The sequence below is a fragment of the Limisphaera ngatamarikiensis genome, from assembly GCF_011044775.1.
Classification (GTDB): Bacteria; Verrucomicrobiota; Verrucomicrobiia; order Limisphaerales; family Limisphaeraceae; genus Limisphaera; species Limisphaera ngatamarikiensis.
This window is the reverse complement of sequence record NZ_JAAKYA010000007.1, coordinates 1-16,226: the sequence shown is the minus strand read 5'-3', so window position 1 is coordinate 16,226 and position 16,226 is coordinate 1. Positions and strand designations below refer to the sequence as shown.

Sequence of the window (16,226 nt, the reverse complement as noted above, 5' to 3'; positions counted from 1 at the left end):
GTGCGGTGTGGTTGGGGTGGCGGCTTTGCTCTTGGCAGGCGGGGCGGGTTGGGGTTTAAGCAGGCGGTGAATGGACCCGGAGCAGTCGAGGGAGAACGCGCGCGGTTTGTTGCCGGTATGGGATCGGTACCGGCGTTGGGTCGGGTGGATTCTGGGGCCGGTGACCGGGTTGGGGTTATGGCTTTGGCCGGTGCCGGAGTTGTCGGTGGAGGCGCATCGGCTGCTGGCGGTGTGGGGGCTGGTGATGGTGTTGTGGCTGACGGAGGCGCTGCCGTTGGGGGCGACGGCGTTGTTGGCCGCCTGCCTGTGCGTGGTTTTGGGGGTGGGGGATGCACGCACGGTATTCCGGAGTTTCGGGCATCCGGTCCTGTTTTTGTTTGTGGGCAGTTTTTTGTTGGCGGCGGGGATGATGCGGCACGGGCTGAGCCGGCGGCTTGCGATCGGGTTGCTGGGGCTGCCGGGTGTGGCGGAGCGGCCGGGTCGGTTGCTGGCGGCGTTTGCCCTGGCGTGCGGGGCGTTGTCCATGTGGGTGTCCAACACCAGCACGGCCGCGATGTTGTTTCCCATGGCGCTGGCGGTGATCACGGAATGGGAACGCAGGGAGCGCGGGGCGGTGGCCGGGCGTGGGTCGGCCTCACCGGCCTCGTCGCTTTTGTTGGTGGTGGCGTTTGCGGCTTCGATTGGGGGAATGGCCACGCCGGTGGGCTCGCCGCCGAATCTGATCGGGCTGGCTTTTTTGCGGGAGCAGGCGGGTGTGGAGCTTTCGTTTTTGCAGTGGATGGTGGTGGCGTTGCCGGTTGCGGCGGGGCTGGGCGGGTTTTTGGTGGGGTATTTCTCCCGGGCGTGCAGGGGATGGGCGGGGGAAAGCCGCGCGGGCACAGCGTGGGTTGAGGAGCTGCGCAAGGGTCTGGGCCCCTGGACGCGCGCGGAGAAACAGGTGCTGGCGGCTTTTTTGGCCACGGTGGTGCTGTGGGTCTTCCCCGGGCTGGTGAGCCTGCTGGCCGGGACGGACGCGGCGTTGTACCGGTGGTGGACGCGGCATTTGCCGGAGGAAGTATGTGCGTTGCTGGGGGCGTTGGTGTTGTTTGCGCTGCCGGTGGACTGGCGGAGGGGCGAATTTGCGCTGGGCTGGGAGGAAATTCGGCGGGTGGATTGGGGGACGATTCTGTTGTTTGGCGGCGGGCTGGCGTTGGGCGAGGCGGCGGTGGCGACGGGGTTGGCGCCGTGGCTGGGGCAGAAGCTGGTGGAGATGCTGCCGGCGGGGAACACGTTCGCGTTGACGTTGCTGTTTACGGTGATGGCGGTGTTGTTGACGGAGGTCACTTCGAACACGGCCACGGCGAATGTGGTGGTGCCCATGGCATTGGCGGCCGCGCAGGCTGCCGGTGTGACGCCCGTGGCGCCGGCGATGGGTGCGTGTTTGGGGGCGTCTCTGGCGTTCATGTTGCCCGTTTCGACGCCGCCCAACGCACTGGTCTACGGGTCGGGCAGGGTGCGGCTGGGCACAATGCTGCGGCACGGGTTGGTGTTGGACGTGGTGGGGATCGTGCTGGTGGTGATGGTGACGGTGTGGTGGCTGCCGTGGGTGTTGCGCTGGGTGGGTTGAGGGGGCGACAGCGCGGGCTTGCCATGTTGACGGGCACGGCGCGAAGATGCGCGGCGACCCGGTGACGCGTCGGGGTTGAACGGAGGGGACGAATGAGAGTCACGGTGTTTGGCGCGGCGGGGGAGGTGACCGGCTCGGCCTATCTGGTGGAGACGGGACGGGCCCGGGTGTTGGTGGACTTCGGCCTGTTTCAGGGGCATGGGCGGGCGGAGAAGAGGAACCGAATTCCCGCCGGCCTGGATCCGCGGCGGTTGGACGCGGTACTGGTCACGCATGCGCACCTGGACCATGTGGGGCGGCTGCCGTTGCTGGCGCGGGATGGTTACGAGGGGCCGGTGTACGCGCATCCGGTGACGGTGGAGCTGGCCGGTCTGGTGTTGAGGGATGCTGCGAAGGTCCAGGCCCACGACATTGCCCGGCTCAATCGGAAACGCATGCGGGCGGGCAAGCCCCTGCTGGAGCCGTTGTACGGGGAGGCGGAGGTCGAGGCTGCACTAAAGCTGTTTCGGCCGGTGGAGTACGGTGTGTGGACGGAGGTGGGTCCCGGCGTGCGAGCGCGGTGGGTGAACGCCGGACACATGCTGGGATCCGGCAGCATTGAGTTGGTGGCCGAAACGGCCGGGGGACCACGGCGGGTGGTGTTTTCCGGGGACGTGGGTCCGCCCGGGTTGGCGTTGGTGCCGGATCCGGAGGAACCGGCGCCGGGCCAGGTGGTCTTTTTGGAATCCACCTACGGGGATCGCGACAACAAATCGCCGGCGGAGACGCTGGCGGAGTTTCGCGCCATCATCGAGGATGCGGTGGAGCGGAGGGCGCGGGTGCTGGTGCCGGCGTTTGCCATCGGGCGGACGCAGCAGATCCTGTATCACCTGGACGAGCTGTTTTGCGCGGGCGTGGTGAAACCGTTTCCGGTTTACCTGGACAGTCCGATGGCCATTGAGGCCACGGAGATCTACGCGCGGCATCCGGACCTGTTTGATGCCGAGGCGCGCGCGCTGCAGCAGTCGTGTGAACTGGTTCGGACCCATCGGCATGTGATTCCGTGTCCGACGGCGGAGGATTCCATGCGGCTGAATGAGGTGCCGGGACCGTGTCTGATCATGGCCGGCTCGGGCATGTGTACCGGGGGCCGGATCCTGCATCATTTGAAGCATGGTTTGTGGCGGCCGGAGACGGTGGTGATGTTTGTGGGGTATCAGGTGGAGGGGTCGTTGGGGCGGCAATTGGTGGACGGGGCACGGCGGGTCCGGATTTTCGGGGAGGAAATTGCCGTTCGTGCGCGGATTCACACATTGAACGGGTTCAGCGCACATGCGGGGCAAACGGCGTTGTTGCGGTGGTTGGAGCCGCTGACCCGGGTGCGCCCGCGGGTGGTGTTGACGCATGGGGAACCCCGGGGCCGCGAACCCCTGGCGGCGCGGATTTTGTCGAGGTTTGGTCTGGAGGCTTTGCGGCCCGAGTTTGGCGAGAGCATTGAATGGTGAGCCGGGGCGGTGTCGCACTGCGCAGGTCGGACAGGTTGGAGTCCGGCTTGTGACGGGGGCCAAACCTGACGTGCCGGATCGGGTCCGTTGCGGGGCCGGGCTCGGGCCGGGGTCTAGAACAATTCGGGGACGCCTTCCTCCAGGAACCGGATGCTGGAGAGGAGACCTTCGTTGCGGGCCAGTTCGCGGAGGAGACGGGGAGGTTCGTCCGGGTCTTCAAAGGAGAGGCGGAACGTGCCGTAGTGCATGGGGACCATCCACTGGGCGCGCACGTCTTTGAAGACCTGCAGGGCTTCCTCGGGGCCCATGTGCACGTTGCGGAAGGAATCGGGTTTGTAGGCGCCGATGGGCAGGAGGGCGATTTCCGGCGGACAATACTGCCCGATTTCCTTGAACCCGTCGAAGTAGGCGCTGTCGCCGGCGTGGTAGAGTCGGCGGCCCTGGTATTCGAGGATGAAACCGCCGTAGCCGCGGTGGTCGTCGCGCAGGACGCGGGCGCCCCAGTGCCGGCAGGGGGTGAGGGTGACCTTCCAACCGTTGTGGGAGAAACTGTCCCACCATTCCAGCTCGACGATGCGTTCGAAACCGAGGTCATGGGCGAGGTCACCCATGCCCCAGGGCATGACCGCGATGCGGGGATGGGGCAGTTTGCGGAGGCTGGGCCGGTGGAAATGATCGAAATGGGCGTGGGTCAGCAACACCAGGTCAATGGGCGGCAGGTCCTCCACCTTCAGTCCGCTGTGACGGATTCGTTTCAGAAAGAAGAGCCAGTTGGCGAAGTTGGGGTCGATCAGGACGTTCAGGTCGTTGAATTGGATGAGGAAGGAGGCGTGCCCGATCCAAGTCAGTGCGATTTGTCCCTGGTGGAGTTTGGGGAAGGCGGGCGGTTTGGGGGATCCGGTGCGGGGCGTGAGCAGGGCCTTCCAGACCATTTCCCGAAAGAACGTGCGCGGGTTGAAGGCCTTGGTGGGGGTGAGATCCCGCAAACGCCGGGGCAACCGGCGTTCCCGCCGGTAGACCGGTGGTTTGCTGCGTGGGCCCGGAGTCATGTTTCGGTCCGGATCCACCAATACGCCCGGGTCGAATAATTGGCAAGGCGGCACGTCGAAAGGGTTGGAAGCCGTTGAAGGGACGGCGACTCCGGTGAAAGGAAGGAGGAAGGTGCGTATGAAACGGTGCATGGCGATGCTGACGGCGGCCGTGGTGGCGCTGGCGACGGTCTCTTCGGCGCGGGCCGGAGACCGTGAATGGGCCACGGCGGGGAAGATTCTGGCCGGGGCGGTGGCGGGTGCGGCCCTGATGGCGGCTTTGCAGCCGGCGCCGGTTTGTGCTGCCCCGGCGCCCGTGGTGGTGGCTCCGCCACCGCCTCCGGTGGTGGTGGCGCCTGCGCCCGTGGTGGTGGCGCCCCCTGTGGTGGTGGCTCCGGTGCCCGTGGTGACCTGTGTCCGACCCGCACCTGTGATGGTGGCTCCGCCGCCGGTTGTGGTGGTACATCCCCCGAGAGTCGCCGTGCATGTGGCGATGGCCCGTCCGGCTCGCCCCCATGGTCATTGCCGTTGACGGGCGTTTCGACCGGAGGAACCCAACCCGCCCGGCCGAAAGGTCGGGCGGGTTTTTCATTGTCGAAGCGCCCGCGGCAGGGGTACCAGTGCGTCGGCCATGAACCGATCATCCGACGAGGGCGCGCACTGGGCGTCGTTGCAGTGCAATCCGCGCTGGGAGGACCCCATCTATGTGGCACCGACCGCCCTGGTGCTGGGGGAGGTGCACCTGGGCGCCGAGGTGAACTTGTGGCCGTACGTAGTGGTGCGGGCGGACCTGAACCGGATCGTGATCGGCCGGGGCACCAACCTGCAGGATCATGTGGTGGTGCACTTGTCGGCGGAACAGCCCTGCGAGGTCGGGGCGTACGTGACGGTGGGGCACGGCGCGGTGTTGCACGCCTGCAGGGTGGAGGACGAGGTGTTGGTGGGAATGCGGGCCACGATCCTGGATGGAGCCGTGGTCGGGGCGCAGTCCATCGTGGGTGCCCAGGCGCTGGTTCCGCAGAACATGGTGGTGCCACCCGGCTCGCTGGTGATGGGTGTACCGGCGCGGGTGGTGCGTGCGTTGACCGCTGAGGAACGAAACAGTCTGAAGCCGCGGGCGCTGCGTTACATCACACTGGCCCGGGCCCATGCACAGCGGGGTTGGATGCGGGTGGGTCTGGACGACGGTGCGGGGCGGGAAACGGGGGCGGCTCGATGATTCGCCGGCGAACCGGGCGTCCCGACGTGGCTCGACAGGACGGCGGTTCGGGGTAACTTGGGCGCATGAGTAATCTGCTGATGGTGCTGTTGACGGCGCTTCTGGCTTCCAATGCGCCGCCGGCCGAGCTTGCCCTGCCCGCCCCACCGCCCGCGCGGACCAACCTGGTCGCCAATCCCGAGGATCCGGTCGAAAAGGAGTACCGGCGGCTTTTGGAGTTGGACGACCAGACGCTGGCGGAGCTGGACCGGCTGATCCGCGACTTCCAGAGCGCCGGAGCCGACAATGAGTCGGCGCGGGCGGAGTTGCGCCGGCGGATTGACGAGCGGATCGAGCAGGTGCGCAAGGCGTACGAGGATTTCCTCCGGCGCCATCCGAATCATGCGCGGGCGCGGCTGGCATATGGCAGCTTCCTGAACGAGATCAAGGAAGAGGAGGGCGCTGTGGAACAGTGGGAAAAGGCCCGCCAACTGGACCCGCAGAACCCGGCTGCCTGGAACAACCTGGCCAACTACTACGGCCACCGCGGTCCCGTGACCAACGCCTTCCAGTATTACCAGAAGGCCATCGAACTCGACCCGCTCGAACCGGTGTACTATCACAACTTCGGCACCACCGTGTACCTCTTCCGCAAGGACGCCATGGAGTTTTTCGGGATCACGGAACAACAGGTGTTCGACAAGGCCCTGGACCTGTACGCGCGGGCGTTGCAGCTGGATCCCACGAACTTCTTCCTCGCGCACGACATCGCCCAGACCTACTACGGCATTCAACCGCTCCGGACCAACGAGGCGCTGCTGGCCTGGACCTATACGCTGGGACTGGCCCGGGACAACCTGGAACGTCAGGGCGTGCTCATTCATCTGGCGCGGGTCCGCATCCTGGCCGGACAGTTTGAAGAGGCCCGGGCACTGTTGGAAAAGGTGACCGAACCCGCGCTGCAAGAACTGAAGAACCGGGTGGAGCGCAACCTGAAGTACCGGGAAGCGCAGGCCCGCGGCGCCACCAACGACCCTCCCACCACGTCGCGCCGCTAGGCCGGCGCGGCGGGCCGCCCCGCTGCCGGGCGGATTCAACGCATCCCCGAACCGGACTTCGGGATCGGCGGATCGTTTGACCTGGGTCAAGGCGCGCCGCGTGCCGCTGCGGCAGATTCAGGGGCGATGAACTCGACCATGGTTACCGTGGATGTCCGGGAGGATTTGAAGGCAGGGCGGCAACCCTGCGGCCGGATCATGGACGCCGTGGCGGCGTTGGGGCCGGGGCAGTCGCTGCGTTTGCTGGTGCCCTTTGAGCCGGTGCCGCTCTACAGCGTTCTGGCTGCGCGCGGATTCCAACACAGCACGCGCCAACTGCCCGGGGGCGACTTTGAGGTGGTCTTTGTCCCGACGGATGAGGGGGGAATCGGAGAGGCGTCGGCCGACCTGCCGGAGGGGGCGACCGGCTCGGCCGGTTGCGGATGCGGGTGCGGCGGTGCCCGGGAGGCTGAACTGACGGGTCAGGTGGAGCTGGACCTGCGTGGTTTGGCACCGCCCGAACCCATGACGCGCGTTCTGGAGACGTTGGTGCATCTGCCGGCCGGCACCACGCTGGTCGTGCGCACGGATCGACAGCCGCTGCACCTTTACCCCCTGCTGGCCCGGCGCGGGTTTCAAGCCCGCACGGAGGCGTTGCCGGACGGTTCCTTCATGACCCGGATCGACCCGGCGTGAGGAGGGAAAACCCGTGACCGGGGCAAACGTCCAACCGGGGGTTGGGAACGAGGGCGTCAACCGAACGAGCGCCCGACCCGTGCCACCTCTGTCGGCGCATGCGCCCCCGGTGGGATTGCCGTTGCGGTTTTTCGGCGTGGGCCTGCTTTCGGTGGTGGGGCTGCCCGTGGGCATCCTGCTCCGGCCCGAAGTGCTGGCCACGTACCACTACAACCAGTTCGTCATTGCACTGACCCATTTGACGGTGCTGGGTTGGATGGGTTCGGTGGTCTTTGGCGCCCTGTATCAACTGGTGCCGGTGGTCCTGGGTACGCGGCTGTACAGCGGACGGCTGGCGCATTGGCATTTCGTGTGTCACCTGGTCGGGTTTGCTGGCATGGTCTGGATGTTCTGGCGATGGGATCCCAAGCAGGTGGGCCACTTCGGCTCGGTCCTGGCGCTGGGTGTGGGGTTGTGCGTGTGGAACCTGGTGCGGACGGTACTGCGGGCGCCACGGCGGACCTGGATGAGCGTCGTTGTTTTGAGTTCGCTGTTCTGGTGGGGTGCCGTGGTGACGGTGGGATTGGGCGTTGCCGCGGCGAAGTGCACGTATGAATCGGCGGCGCGGCTGGATCCGACCACGCCCCTGGGGGCGCTGGTGCATGCCCTGGAATCCACGGCCACGTATCTCCGGCGTTTCGACCCGATCGCCCTGATGCATGCGCACGCGCATCTGGGACTGGTGGGGGCCTTTCTGATCCTGCTGGTGGGGGTTTCGTATCAGCTGGTGCCGATGTTCACGTTGGGACCGGCGCCTTCCCCGCGACGCGTGCTCGGGGTCTGGGCTCTGCTCAACCTGGCCACCGCGGGCAGCTTCCTGACCATCCTCCATCGCAGCCCGTGGAAGTTGTGTTTCACCGGGATCGGGTTGGTTGCGCTGGCGGGGTACGGATGGGACCTGGCGCAGGTGTTGCGCCGCCGGAAACGGCCGGAGTTGGATTTTGCCATGCGCTACTTCCTGACCGGGCTGGCGTGGCTGATCCCGCTGGGCGGTTTGGCGCTGTACCTGTCGTGGCCCGGGCTGGTGCTGACGGCGCGGGTGGGGCAATGGGAAAACGTGTACGGGTTGTGGGCGCTGACGGGCCTGTTCACGTTTTGCCTTCTGGGCATGTTGTACAAGATCGTGCCCTTCCTGGCGTGGTATCGTTGGTACGCGCCGTGGGTGGGGTTGCGCCCGGTGCCGGCCCTTCATGAGTTGTACCGGGGCGGGTGGCTTCGGACGGGCTATGGCCTCCATATGGCGGCGGTGCTGGGTTGGACTTTGGGTGCGTTGGCGTCCCACACCCAGTGGGTGCGGGCGGGCGCGCTGCTCTTTGCCGCCGCCATGATGTTGCATGCGGTGAATCTGGGATGGGTTTGGGTGCGACGCGCCGAACCCGCGGAACGTGCGGCTGGCGTGCCCGAACCCCGGTGGAGGTCGGCGTCATGATCCGCGAAGAAGCATTGTGGGAGGCGTTGCGCCGTGTGGTGGACCCGGAACTCGGTTGCAACATCGTGGACCTGGGCCTTGTGTACGAGCTGGAGTGTCGGGAGGATCGGGTGCGAGTGCACATGACAACGACCAATCCCGGTTGCCCGCTGGAGGGCGTGCTGGTGGCGGGGGCCCAACAGGCGTTGCTGTCGGTTCCCGGTGTGACGGAGGCGGAAGTGATCGTGGTTCATGACCCGCCCTGGCACCCGGGACTGGTCCGGCCCGAGGGGTGGTCGGACCTGCATGCCCGGGATTAGGTGCTGTGACGTTGCGGGTCGGGCAAGGGGGAGTGTGCCAAAGCGGGGCGGAGCGGACGGTGACACTCGACAATCGGGGCGGCGGTCGTATTGTAAGGGGTGATGCTCGAGACGGAGCGATTCCTCGCGTTGGTTGGTCCTGCACTAAACCGGCAGGGACGCCGGGCCGACCTGGCCCGGACGGACATGGACATGCATCATTGCCTGCCGTTTTCCGGAAGAGGCCATCCCCGGAGGGCAAAAGCCCCGGAGGCCGCTGTTGCATGAACCAGTTGGCCATCCTGAGGGGGTTACCGGCTCCGGGGGTTGAACGCGTCCGGCCCCGGCCGGACGGCGGGTGGAGGGTCGGCGAGCCGCGCAAGCCTGGTCCGGGGGAGGATTTCCCGGACGCGGGCTCCGGATGGGTTGCGGCCGCCCAAAATCCCTGGTCGGATTCGAACCCGAACCTCATTGGTTTGTACCTGCGTTGAACGGCTTGATTGAAACCCTGGATCGCCGCCCGGAACGCGTCTTCCTGGTGGCGGCGGAACTGAAACATCAGGGCAACGGGTGGCAAACCCGTGATTCCCTGGACGAACTGGCCCAGCTGGTGGTGTCGGCCGGCGGCCAGGTGGTGGGGGAGGGGATTCAAAAGGTGGAATCGCTTCATCCGGCCACGTTCATCGGTCGTGGCAAGGCGGAGGAATTTGCCGCCTGGTGCCGGCAACATCAGGTGGACACGGTGGTGTTCGATGATGAACTGACCCCGGCGCAGCACCGGAACCTGGAGAAGGTCTTTCAATGCAAGGTGCTGGATCGGACGGCGCTGATCCTGGAGATCTTTGCCCAGCGGGCGCGCACGCGGGAGGGCAAACTCCAGGTGGAGCTGGCCCAGCTGCAGCATCTGCTGCCCCGGCTGACGCGATATTGGGGCCACCTGTCGCGTCAGCGGGGCGGGATTGGTGTGCGCGGGGGCGAGGGTGAATCCCAGTTGGAGATGGACCGGCGCAGGGTGCAGGACCGGATTGCCCGGATCGAACGGGAACTGGAAGAGGTCCGGCGGCAGCGCACCCTTCAGCGCGTGGCCCGCAAACGCCATGACTATCCGCTGGCCTCGCTGGTGGGTTACACCAATGCCGGCAAGTCCACCCTGCTGAATGCCCTGACCGGTGCCGGGGTTCTGGTGGAGGACAAGTTGTTTGCCACGTTGGACCCCACCACGCGCCGGTTGCGGCTGCCCACACGGCAGGAGGTTTTGATCAGTGATACGGTGGGGTTCATCCGGAAACTGCCGCACCAGCTCGTGGAGGCTTTCAAGGCGACTTTGGAACAGGTGACCGAGGCCGACCTGCTCCTGCACGTGGTGGACATCAGCCATCCGCTGGCGGAGGAGCAAATGGCCGCCGTGGACGCGGTGCTGAAGGAGATCCGCGCCGACCAGAAACCCACGCTGGTGGTCTTCAACAAGGTGGATCGGCTGCCGCGCCAGGAGGTGCCGGCCCGGTTCTATGAAAAACATCCGCATGCCGTGGCCATCTCGGCCCTCACGGGCCAGGGGTTACCGACCCTGCTGGAGGAAATCGCGCGTCACCTCCGGCCGGCCCGGCAACTGGTGCGGGTGGCCATCCCCCATGAGCGGGCCGATCTGATCGCGCGCCTGCACAGCGTCGGTCAGGTGGTGGAACGCCGGTACTATCCCCGCACGGCCCGGTTCAAGGTGCATCTGTATCCGCAGCACTTGGAGGAGTTTGCACCCTACATTGTGGAAGGCCCCGAACCGGTCAAGACGGGTCCCGACCCGTCCCCTGCACCCCCGGCCCCGACGCCCGTGGCGGGCCGGTAATCCCCGGCCGCCGGGACCGGCCGGCCGCGGATTTGCCCCGCGGCCACGCCTCCGGGCCGGCTTTTTGGGAACCGTGCATTTGAGCGACGGGTTTCCCGTGCTATGCTTGGGCCGTTTCGCCGTTGCGGTGCGGGGCCTTCCATGGGAGACTGTTCGCCCCGCCCGGCGGGATCTCCGAGCAGGAAAAGATCATGAGTCAGGCAGCGATCGAAACGAGCAGGAAAGTGGACAAGTACATCAACCAGTTCGACCGCGTGGCCGAGCTGAGGGCGCAGCCGGCCTGGTTGTTGGAAAGTCGGCGGAACGCCCTGGAGCAGTTGCAGGCCTTGGGCCTGCCCACATTGCGGGACGAGGACTGGCGTTACACCAACGTCGCGCCCATTGCCCGGATGGCTTTCAAGCCCGCGCTGGAGCCGCAGCCGGTGGACATTCCTCCGGATGCCCTCAATGACCTCCTCTTTGCCAGGGTGCAAGGGCCGAGACTGGTTTTCGTCAACGGCCATTACCGACCGGAACTGTCCGTGCTGGACGGGCTGCCCGACGGGGTCCGGTTCGGCAGCCTGGCGGCCGCGTTGGAGGCGGATGAGGAACGGGTCCGACAGCATTTGAACCGCCTGGTCGGAACGCCCGAACACGGGTTTACAGCCCTGAACCAGGCGTGGTTCACGGACGGCGCATGGGTTTGGATCCCGGCCGACACATGCCTGGAACAGCCCCTGCAGGTGGTTCATCTGGCCGGCCCGGCCGCGGAAGGTCTGACCTTTTGTCCGCGGAACCTGCTTGTGGTGGGCGACCGGGCCCATGTGACCTTGATCGAGAGCTACGTGCACGCGGGTGCCCAGCGATACTTCAACAACGCGCTGACGGAACTCCAGGTGGGCGACGAAGCCCACATCGAACACTTGAAGTTCCAGGACGAATCCGTGGAGGGCTTTCACATCGCCGGTTTGCACGCCTCGCTGGGCCGTGCCTGCCGGGCGTTCCTGCACTCCTTTGCCCTCGGCGGTCGCATTTCCCGGTACAACCTGCGTGTCCGGTTGGCCGGGGAGGGATTGGAAGCCATCCTGAACGGGCTGTATCTGACCCGGGGCGAACAACTGGCCGATCATCACATGATCGTCGAACACGCCCAACCCCACTGCGCCAGTCACGAATACTTCAACGGTATTTTGGACGACCGCTCGCGCGGGGTCTTTCACGGGCGCATCCTGGTCCGTCCCGGCGCCCAAAAAACCGACGCCAAACAAACCAACAAGAACCTGTTGCTGTCCGACGAGGCCCAGGCCAACACCAAGCCGCAGCTGGAAATCTACGCCGACGACGTCAAATGCACCCACGGCGCGACCGTGGGTCAGTTGCATCCGGAGGCCATCTTCTACCTGCGCTCGCGCGGTATCGGCCCCGACACGGCCCGGCGCATGCTCATCCACGCCTTCGCCGGGGAAATCATCGAACGCGTACAGTACGAGCCCGCCCGCGAGATCCTGGACCAACTGGTCTGGGACCGGCTCGAAGCCACCAGCCACCTGGCCGTGCCGGCCTGAATCGGCCGGCCGCGGCTCAACCCCTGCGCCCATGTTCGAAGACATTGATGATCTGTACCAGGAGGTCATCCTGGACCACTGCAAGCATCCGCGGAACTTTCACGAGCTGCCGCAGGCCACCTGCTCCGCCCAGGGACACAATCCCCTCTGCGGCGACCAGCTCCGGCTCTACCTGCGTCTGGAAGGGGACCGCATTCAGGACATCAGCTTCGTGGGGTCGGGCTGTTGCATTTCCAAGGCGTCGGCCTCCCTGTTGACCGAGTTTGCCCGGGGTAAAACCCGGGCCGAGGTGGAACGGATGTTCGAAGCCGTGCATGAGATGGTAACCACGGGGAAGGTGGCCGACGGCGTGGGCAAACTGGCCGTGTTCGCCGGCGTGCACAAGTATCCCGCCCGGGTCAAATGCGCCATCCTGGCCTGGCACGCCCTGAAAGCAGCCTTGCGAGGCGACCAGACCCCGGTGACCACCGAATCCGAGACGATCTGAAGCAGTCTGGAAAGGCCCTGCCGGTCCCCGCGCGCCGGTCAGCGCGCCTTTCATTCAAGCCTTTGAAAGGAGAAGCGCTGTTGGACCGACAGCGTCGGGGCGTTTGAGAAAGCCGGCGTCTTGTTGGTGCTGCTGGCGCAGGGTTGGGGCTGCCGGGCGCTGACCTGAGCAGCCTGTTGTGAGCTTTGTGAAGCTATACCGGGGAGTTCCTCAGGGACGGGATCTGATGTGCCTACGAGTCCTTGCTTCGCGTCAGGCTCGGAATTTTGAATTGGGCTCGGGTTGGCTACGAAGTTCTCTGAGGGTTTCCGGAGCAAATGAGGGGCACTCTGCGGACCGGCGGATTGCACCCGCCTGCGTCAGATGGCGGCCCATGCCCAATGAGTTGGGGCGGCCCGTTATGGGCCGCCCCTCCTTGACCGTTTCACGGACGCCCCGGTTTTGCCTCTTAGCTTCGGCACCTGCGCAGCCTGAGGGCGCCCAGAGAGGCCAAAGCCAATCCGAAAGCCCACAGACTGCTGAGCCCGCTCCAACCCTCAGGCAGCGACTTGGGTACAGGTGGACCTGCCTCCGTGATAGGCCCTCCGGGGTCGATGGGCGTCCAGGTCTGCGCGTGCGCAGAAAGGGCACCGGCCAAGAGCGTAATGACCAGTGCACCAAGGAGTTTCTTATGGACCCTTTTCATTGTACGCATGGCTCAAGTTGTGTTTCTACCGATTCCCCAAATGAGCTCCCGCTCATGAGGGCGATAGCACAAACGGCAGATTGCGTGCCAAACGCTAAACCGACCAACCGCTGGGTTCCGAGCTTTTGGCGTTAAAATGCTTATTTGCAATGACTTATGATCGCTGAGTTGTGAGGCTTTTTAACCTTTGTCCGTGAGCTGCCCATTGGAGTGTAAACTGGGCCGACGCTTTGGGCGGGTAGTTTGCGGCTTTTCATGAGTGTAGAAGGATCTATGTGACTGCTTACCAGTGGTTTGTGCAACCTTGCAGGACTGTAAACTTTTCCGACGAACAGTTGGCGGTTCTTAACAGTGGGTCTGCCGCTGGCCGGGTCATGGAAGAATGGGGATCGCTTGAGAACTCTCGCGCCTCAGGAGAGGCACGCGTTTTTGAAGCCCGCACCAACCTCCATGAATTCCCAAGGTCCCAAAGTTAGCGTTAAAGTAATCGGGTGGAAGGCTTTTCACGGCCTTTCAACACGCCGGGAATATCACGAAGTTTGTCGCCGCGGCAACTGCTTAAGTGACAGGGGAACCGGCTCCCCGTGGCGCCCCAGCTTATGCGCAGGCCAGCTCTCAAGTCTGACTCAGCTCCTCCAGCGGGGGGCGGAAGCCGAACCGGCGGGCCAGGCCGAGGGCGTGCGGGAGCGATTTGATTCCGTCGGTGCAGGTGGCGTCGGAGAGCGATGCGCCGGCCAGGCAAATTCCCGTTTGCAGGCAGCGTTGCAGGTCCCACCCCTCGTGCAGGCCCCAGAGCACCCCCGCACAGAAGGCGTCCCCGGCCCCGGCAGTGCCCACGACGTACTTGTCCGGCAGGCGCAGCGACATTTGCCAGACGTCTTCACCGCGGCGGGTGCGGGCAAAGGCGCCCTCCGGGAAATGGATCACCACCAGTTCGCGCACGCCCATTTGCAGGAGGGCGCCGGCTGCGTGCCGGAGGGTGACCACATCCAGCCGGCCATCGGGCTGCCGGATCTTGAAACCGGTGGTGCGGCCGGCTTCCCACTCGTTCATGAAACAGTAATCCACGTAGGGCAGCGTGGGTTTGACGATCCGGGTGTAGCGGTCGCTGTCCTCGCTCACCACGTCCACGCTGGTTTTCATACCGGCCTCGTGGGCCCTGGCCAGGAGGCGACCGGCGCGGGTGCCGAACTTCGGATCGGGCTGGTCCAATCCATCGAGCAGGAGCAGATAAGCCAGATGAAAAATCCGCGCGCGAATCTTGTCGAAGTCGAGGTCCTCACCGCGCCAGAGGGCGTTGGCACCGCGGGCGTGGAAGAACGTGCGCCGGCCGGTTGCCTGCTCGGTCATTACGTCGGTGAAGGACGTGGCGGCGCGAGGGGTCTGGCCCAGGTGACGCGTGTTGATCTTGTAACGGCGGCAGGTATCGAGGATCCAGCGGCCCAATGTGTCCTTGCCCACCATACCCGCCGCCCAGAGGGGGAAGGGCGCGCCCGCCCGGGCCAGGGTCACCAGCACGTTGAACGGGGCGCCGCCGGTGCCCTGGGTTTGCTTCAGGATGTTGGCCAGCTGTTCCGGTTGCGGCCAGACATCAATCACCTTGACCTGATCCACGATCCAGTTGCCCCCGGCCAGAATCCCCCGCCGGGTCGGCGCAGACGCTTTGGCTTTCATGGCGGCGGAACCTCAGAATTTGCTGCCCAGTGAAGCGGCGAAAGCCTTTTTGATGCAAGCTCTTTGTGCGCGCCCGCGGGCTTTCGGTCGTATGTCGGTCTCTGGCATCCGGCCATGTTCCGGGGCGGGACACGCCCTGTTTGGCGGGGACTGTGCTCAACATTCCCGGTACCCTTGTGGCGGCGTGCTTCGGGTCGGGGAGCGGAAACCGTTGAAGCGGCTGATCCGAAGGGGTGGGTTTTGCCGTGAAATCCGGGGCCGATCCGGGGATGCAAAAACCGGGATGCGCCCCGGGCTCTCCACCCGGTTGGATGTCAAATCTGCGAGCGAGGAAAACTGCTGAAGAAGCGGTTCCGGCATTGAAGGTTCTGGTATTTGCCCGGTGCTGTGGGCTCGACGGCGCCGGGGCGTCCGACCCTGCCTCTCGGGGGCGAACCTGCCGGATCGGCTTTGGGATGCGATCGCTTCCCAAGCAGCCCGGGGCTTCCGACGTCTCGAGGAGGCCGGGTTGGGTCCTCCGCAGGCCCGGCTGGATGGGCTGGACGTGACCGGACAGGCCGGCGCGTCAGGTCGAACGCGTTGCCGCCTCGCTGCCCGGCCGGTGGGTCAGGCGCGTCCGGACCCTGTCGCTCCGGGGGGTGTCCAGGCAACAGCCGCCTCTGCGGATCAGGATCTATTGACACCCATGGACGGACGGCTGTAGCCTTGTTGCCAGTCGTAACCGCTGCACACCAGAAAGTCCAAACCCAATCCTGCCATGAAACGGATTCTGAGCATCCTCGCCTGTCTGACCTAGGTGCCAAGCCTTCCCGTGGCGGCGGCCAACATCGCCTTTGTCAGTTTTCATCCTGCGGACGATCAGCCGGACGCGACGGCGGCCGGGGCGGGTTTTACCAATGCGCCGGATGCCGGTTACACCCGGTTGTTGCGGGCCCGGGGTCATACGGTGACCCGGCTGGTGACGTTGGACAGTGCGGATGCCAATCCCGACTTTCTTGCGGCTCTGCAGACCAACGACCTGGTGATCATCAGCCGTTCGGTTCCCAGCTCGCACTATCAGCAGGCCAACGAGACGGCTTTTTGGAACGGGTTGAGCAAGCCGGTGATGATCCTGGGCGGCTACGTTATCCGGGGCGGGACCGGGGGTGGTTCGCGTTTGGGGCTGACCACGGGCGAGACGATGGTGGACACGACCAGC

14 protein-coding genes are annotated in these 16,226 nt (G+C 65.4%); 12 read left to right on the top strand and 2 right to left on the bottom strand.

The features are described 5' to 3' along the window. Nucleotides 1-70: 70 nt before the first annotated feature. Together G4L39_RS01460 and G4L39_RS01455 are read left to right on the top strand one after the other, a co-directional pair. Nucleotides 71-1,606 carry an SLC13 family permease gene (locus G4L39_RS01460; RefSeq protein WP_165105375.1) on the top strand — a complete coding sequence of 512 codons (1,536 nt, stop codon included), beginning with the start codon at nt 71-73 and terminating at the stop codon, nt 1,604-1,606. A 92-nt stretch (nt 1,607-1,698) separates the two neighbouring features. After that, nucleotides 1,699-3,090, top strand: a complete 1,392-nt coding sequence (locus G4L39_RS01455; RefSeq protein ID WP_165105374.1) for an MBL fold metallo-hydrolase — start codon at nt 1,699-1,701, stop codon at nt 3,088-3,090. A 113-nt stretch (nt 3,091-3,203) separates the two neighbouring features. On the opposite strand, the gene G4L39_RS01450 is transcribed toward G4L39_RS01455, so the two are convergent. Then, nucleotides 3,204-4,139, bottom strand: a complete 936-nt coding sequence (locus G4L39_RS01450) for an MBL fold metallo-hydrolase (protein WP_165105373.1) — start codon at nt 4,137-4,139, stop codon at nt 3,204-3,206. 118 nt (nt 4,140-4,257) lie between these two features. On the opposite strand from G4L39_RS01450, the gene G4L39_RS01445 reads away from it, so the two are divergent. The 9 genes from G4L39_RS01445 to sufU all read left to right on the top strand — a co-directional run bounded on the left by G4L39_RS01445 (nt 4,258) and on the right by sufU (nt 12,669). Beyond that, nucleotides 4,258-4,650 (top strand): hypothetical protein, encoded by a 393-nt coding sequence (locus G4L39_RS01445; RefSeq protein ID WP_205880694.1) that lies wholly within the window; start codon nt 4,258-4,260, stop codon nt 4,648-4,650. A gap of 99 nt (nt 4,651-4,749) precedes the next feature. Beyond that, entirely contained in the window at nt 4,750-5,337 is a 588-nt protein-coding gene (locus tag G4L39_RS01440; RefSeq protein WP_165105370.1) for a gamma carbonic anhydrase family protein, read from the top strand. Between the two features lie 65 nt (nt 5,338-5,402). After that, the gene (locus G4L39_RS01435; RefSeq protein ID WP_165105369.1) at nt 5,403-6,374 is read left to right on the top strand and encodes a tetratricopeptide repeat protein; all 972 of its coding nucleotides are present in this window, start codon (nt 5,403-5,405) and stop codon (nt 6,372-6,374) included. Between the two features lie 126 nt (nt 6,375-6,500). Beyond that, entirely contained in the window at nt 6,501-7,049 is a 549-nt protein-coding gene (locus tag G4L39_RS01430; RefSeq protein ID WP_165105367.1) for a DUF2249 domain-containing protein, read from the top strand. Between the two features lie 79 nt (nt 7,050-7,128). Then, the gene (locus tag G4L39_RS01425; RefSeq protein ID WP_165105366.1) at nt 7,129-8,517 is read left to right on the top strand and encodes a cbb3-type cytochrome c oxidase subunit I; all 1,389 of its coding nucleotides are present in this window, start codon (nt 7,129-7,131) and stop codon (nt 8,515-8,517) included. Next, nucleotides 8,514-8,816 carry a metal-sulfur cluster assembly factor gene (locus G4L39_RS01420; RefSeq protein WP_165105364.1) on the top strand — a complete coding sequence of 101 codons (303 nt, stop codon included), beginning with the start codon at nt 8,514-8,516 and terminating at the stop codon, nt 8,814-8,816. Before G4L39_RS01425 ends, G4L39_RS01420 begins: the two co-directional genes overlap by 4 nt. 466 nt (nt 8,817-9,282) lie before the next feature. Then, nucleotides 9,283-10,638 (top strand): GTPase HflX, encoded by a 1,356-nt coding sequence (gene hflX, locus G4L39_RS01415; protein WP_240893726.1) that lies wholly within the window; start codon nt 9,283-9,285, stop codon nt 10,636-10,638. Between the two features lie 191 nt (nt 10,639-10,829). Next, nucleotides 10,830-12,182: a Fe-S cluster assembly protein SufD gene (gene sufD / locus G4L39_RS01410; protein ID WP_165105361.1), complete on the top strand. Its 1,353-nt coding sequence runs from the start codon at nt 10,830-10,832 to the stop codon at nt 12,180-12,182. Between the two features lie 31 nt (nt 12,183-12,213). Further along, complete coding sequence (gene sufU / locus G4L39_RS01405) at nt 12,214-12,669, top strand: Fe-S cluster assembly sulfur transfer protein SufU (protein WP_165105359.1); 456 nt, start codon at nt 12,214-12,216, stop codon at nt 12,667-12,669. 1,300 nt (nt 12,670-13,969) lie between these two features. Here sufU and G4L39_RS01400 read toward each other — a convergent pair. After that, a complete protein-coding gene (locus tag G4L39_RS01400) occupies nt 13,970-15,028 on the bottom strand; it encodes a carbohydrate kinase family protein (RefSeq protein ID WP_165105358.1) in 1,059 nt (352 codons plus the stop codon). 796 nt (nt 15,029-15,824) lie between these two features. Here G4L39_RS01400 and G4L39_RS01395 point away from each other — a divergent pair. Next, a partial coding sequence (locus tag G4L39_RS01395; protein WP_165105356.1) for a hypothetical protein occupies nt 15,825-16,226 on the top strand: 402 nt, incomplete at its 3' end.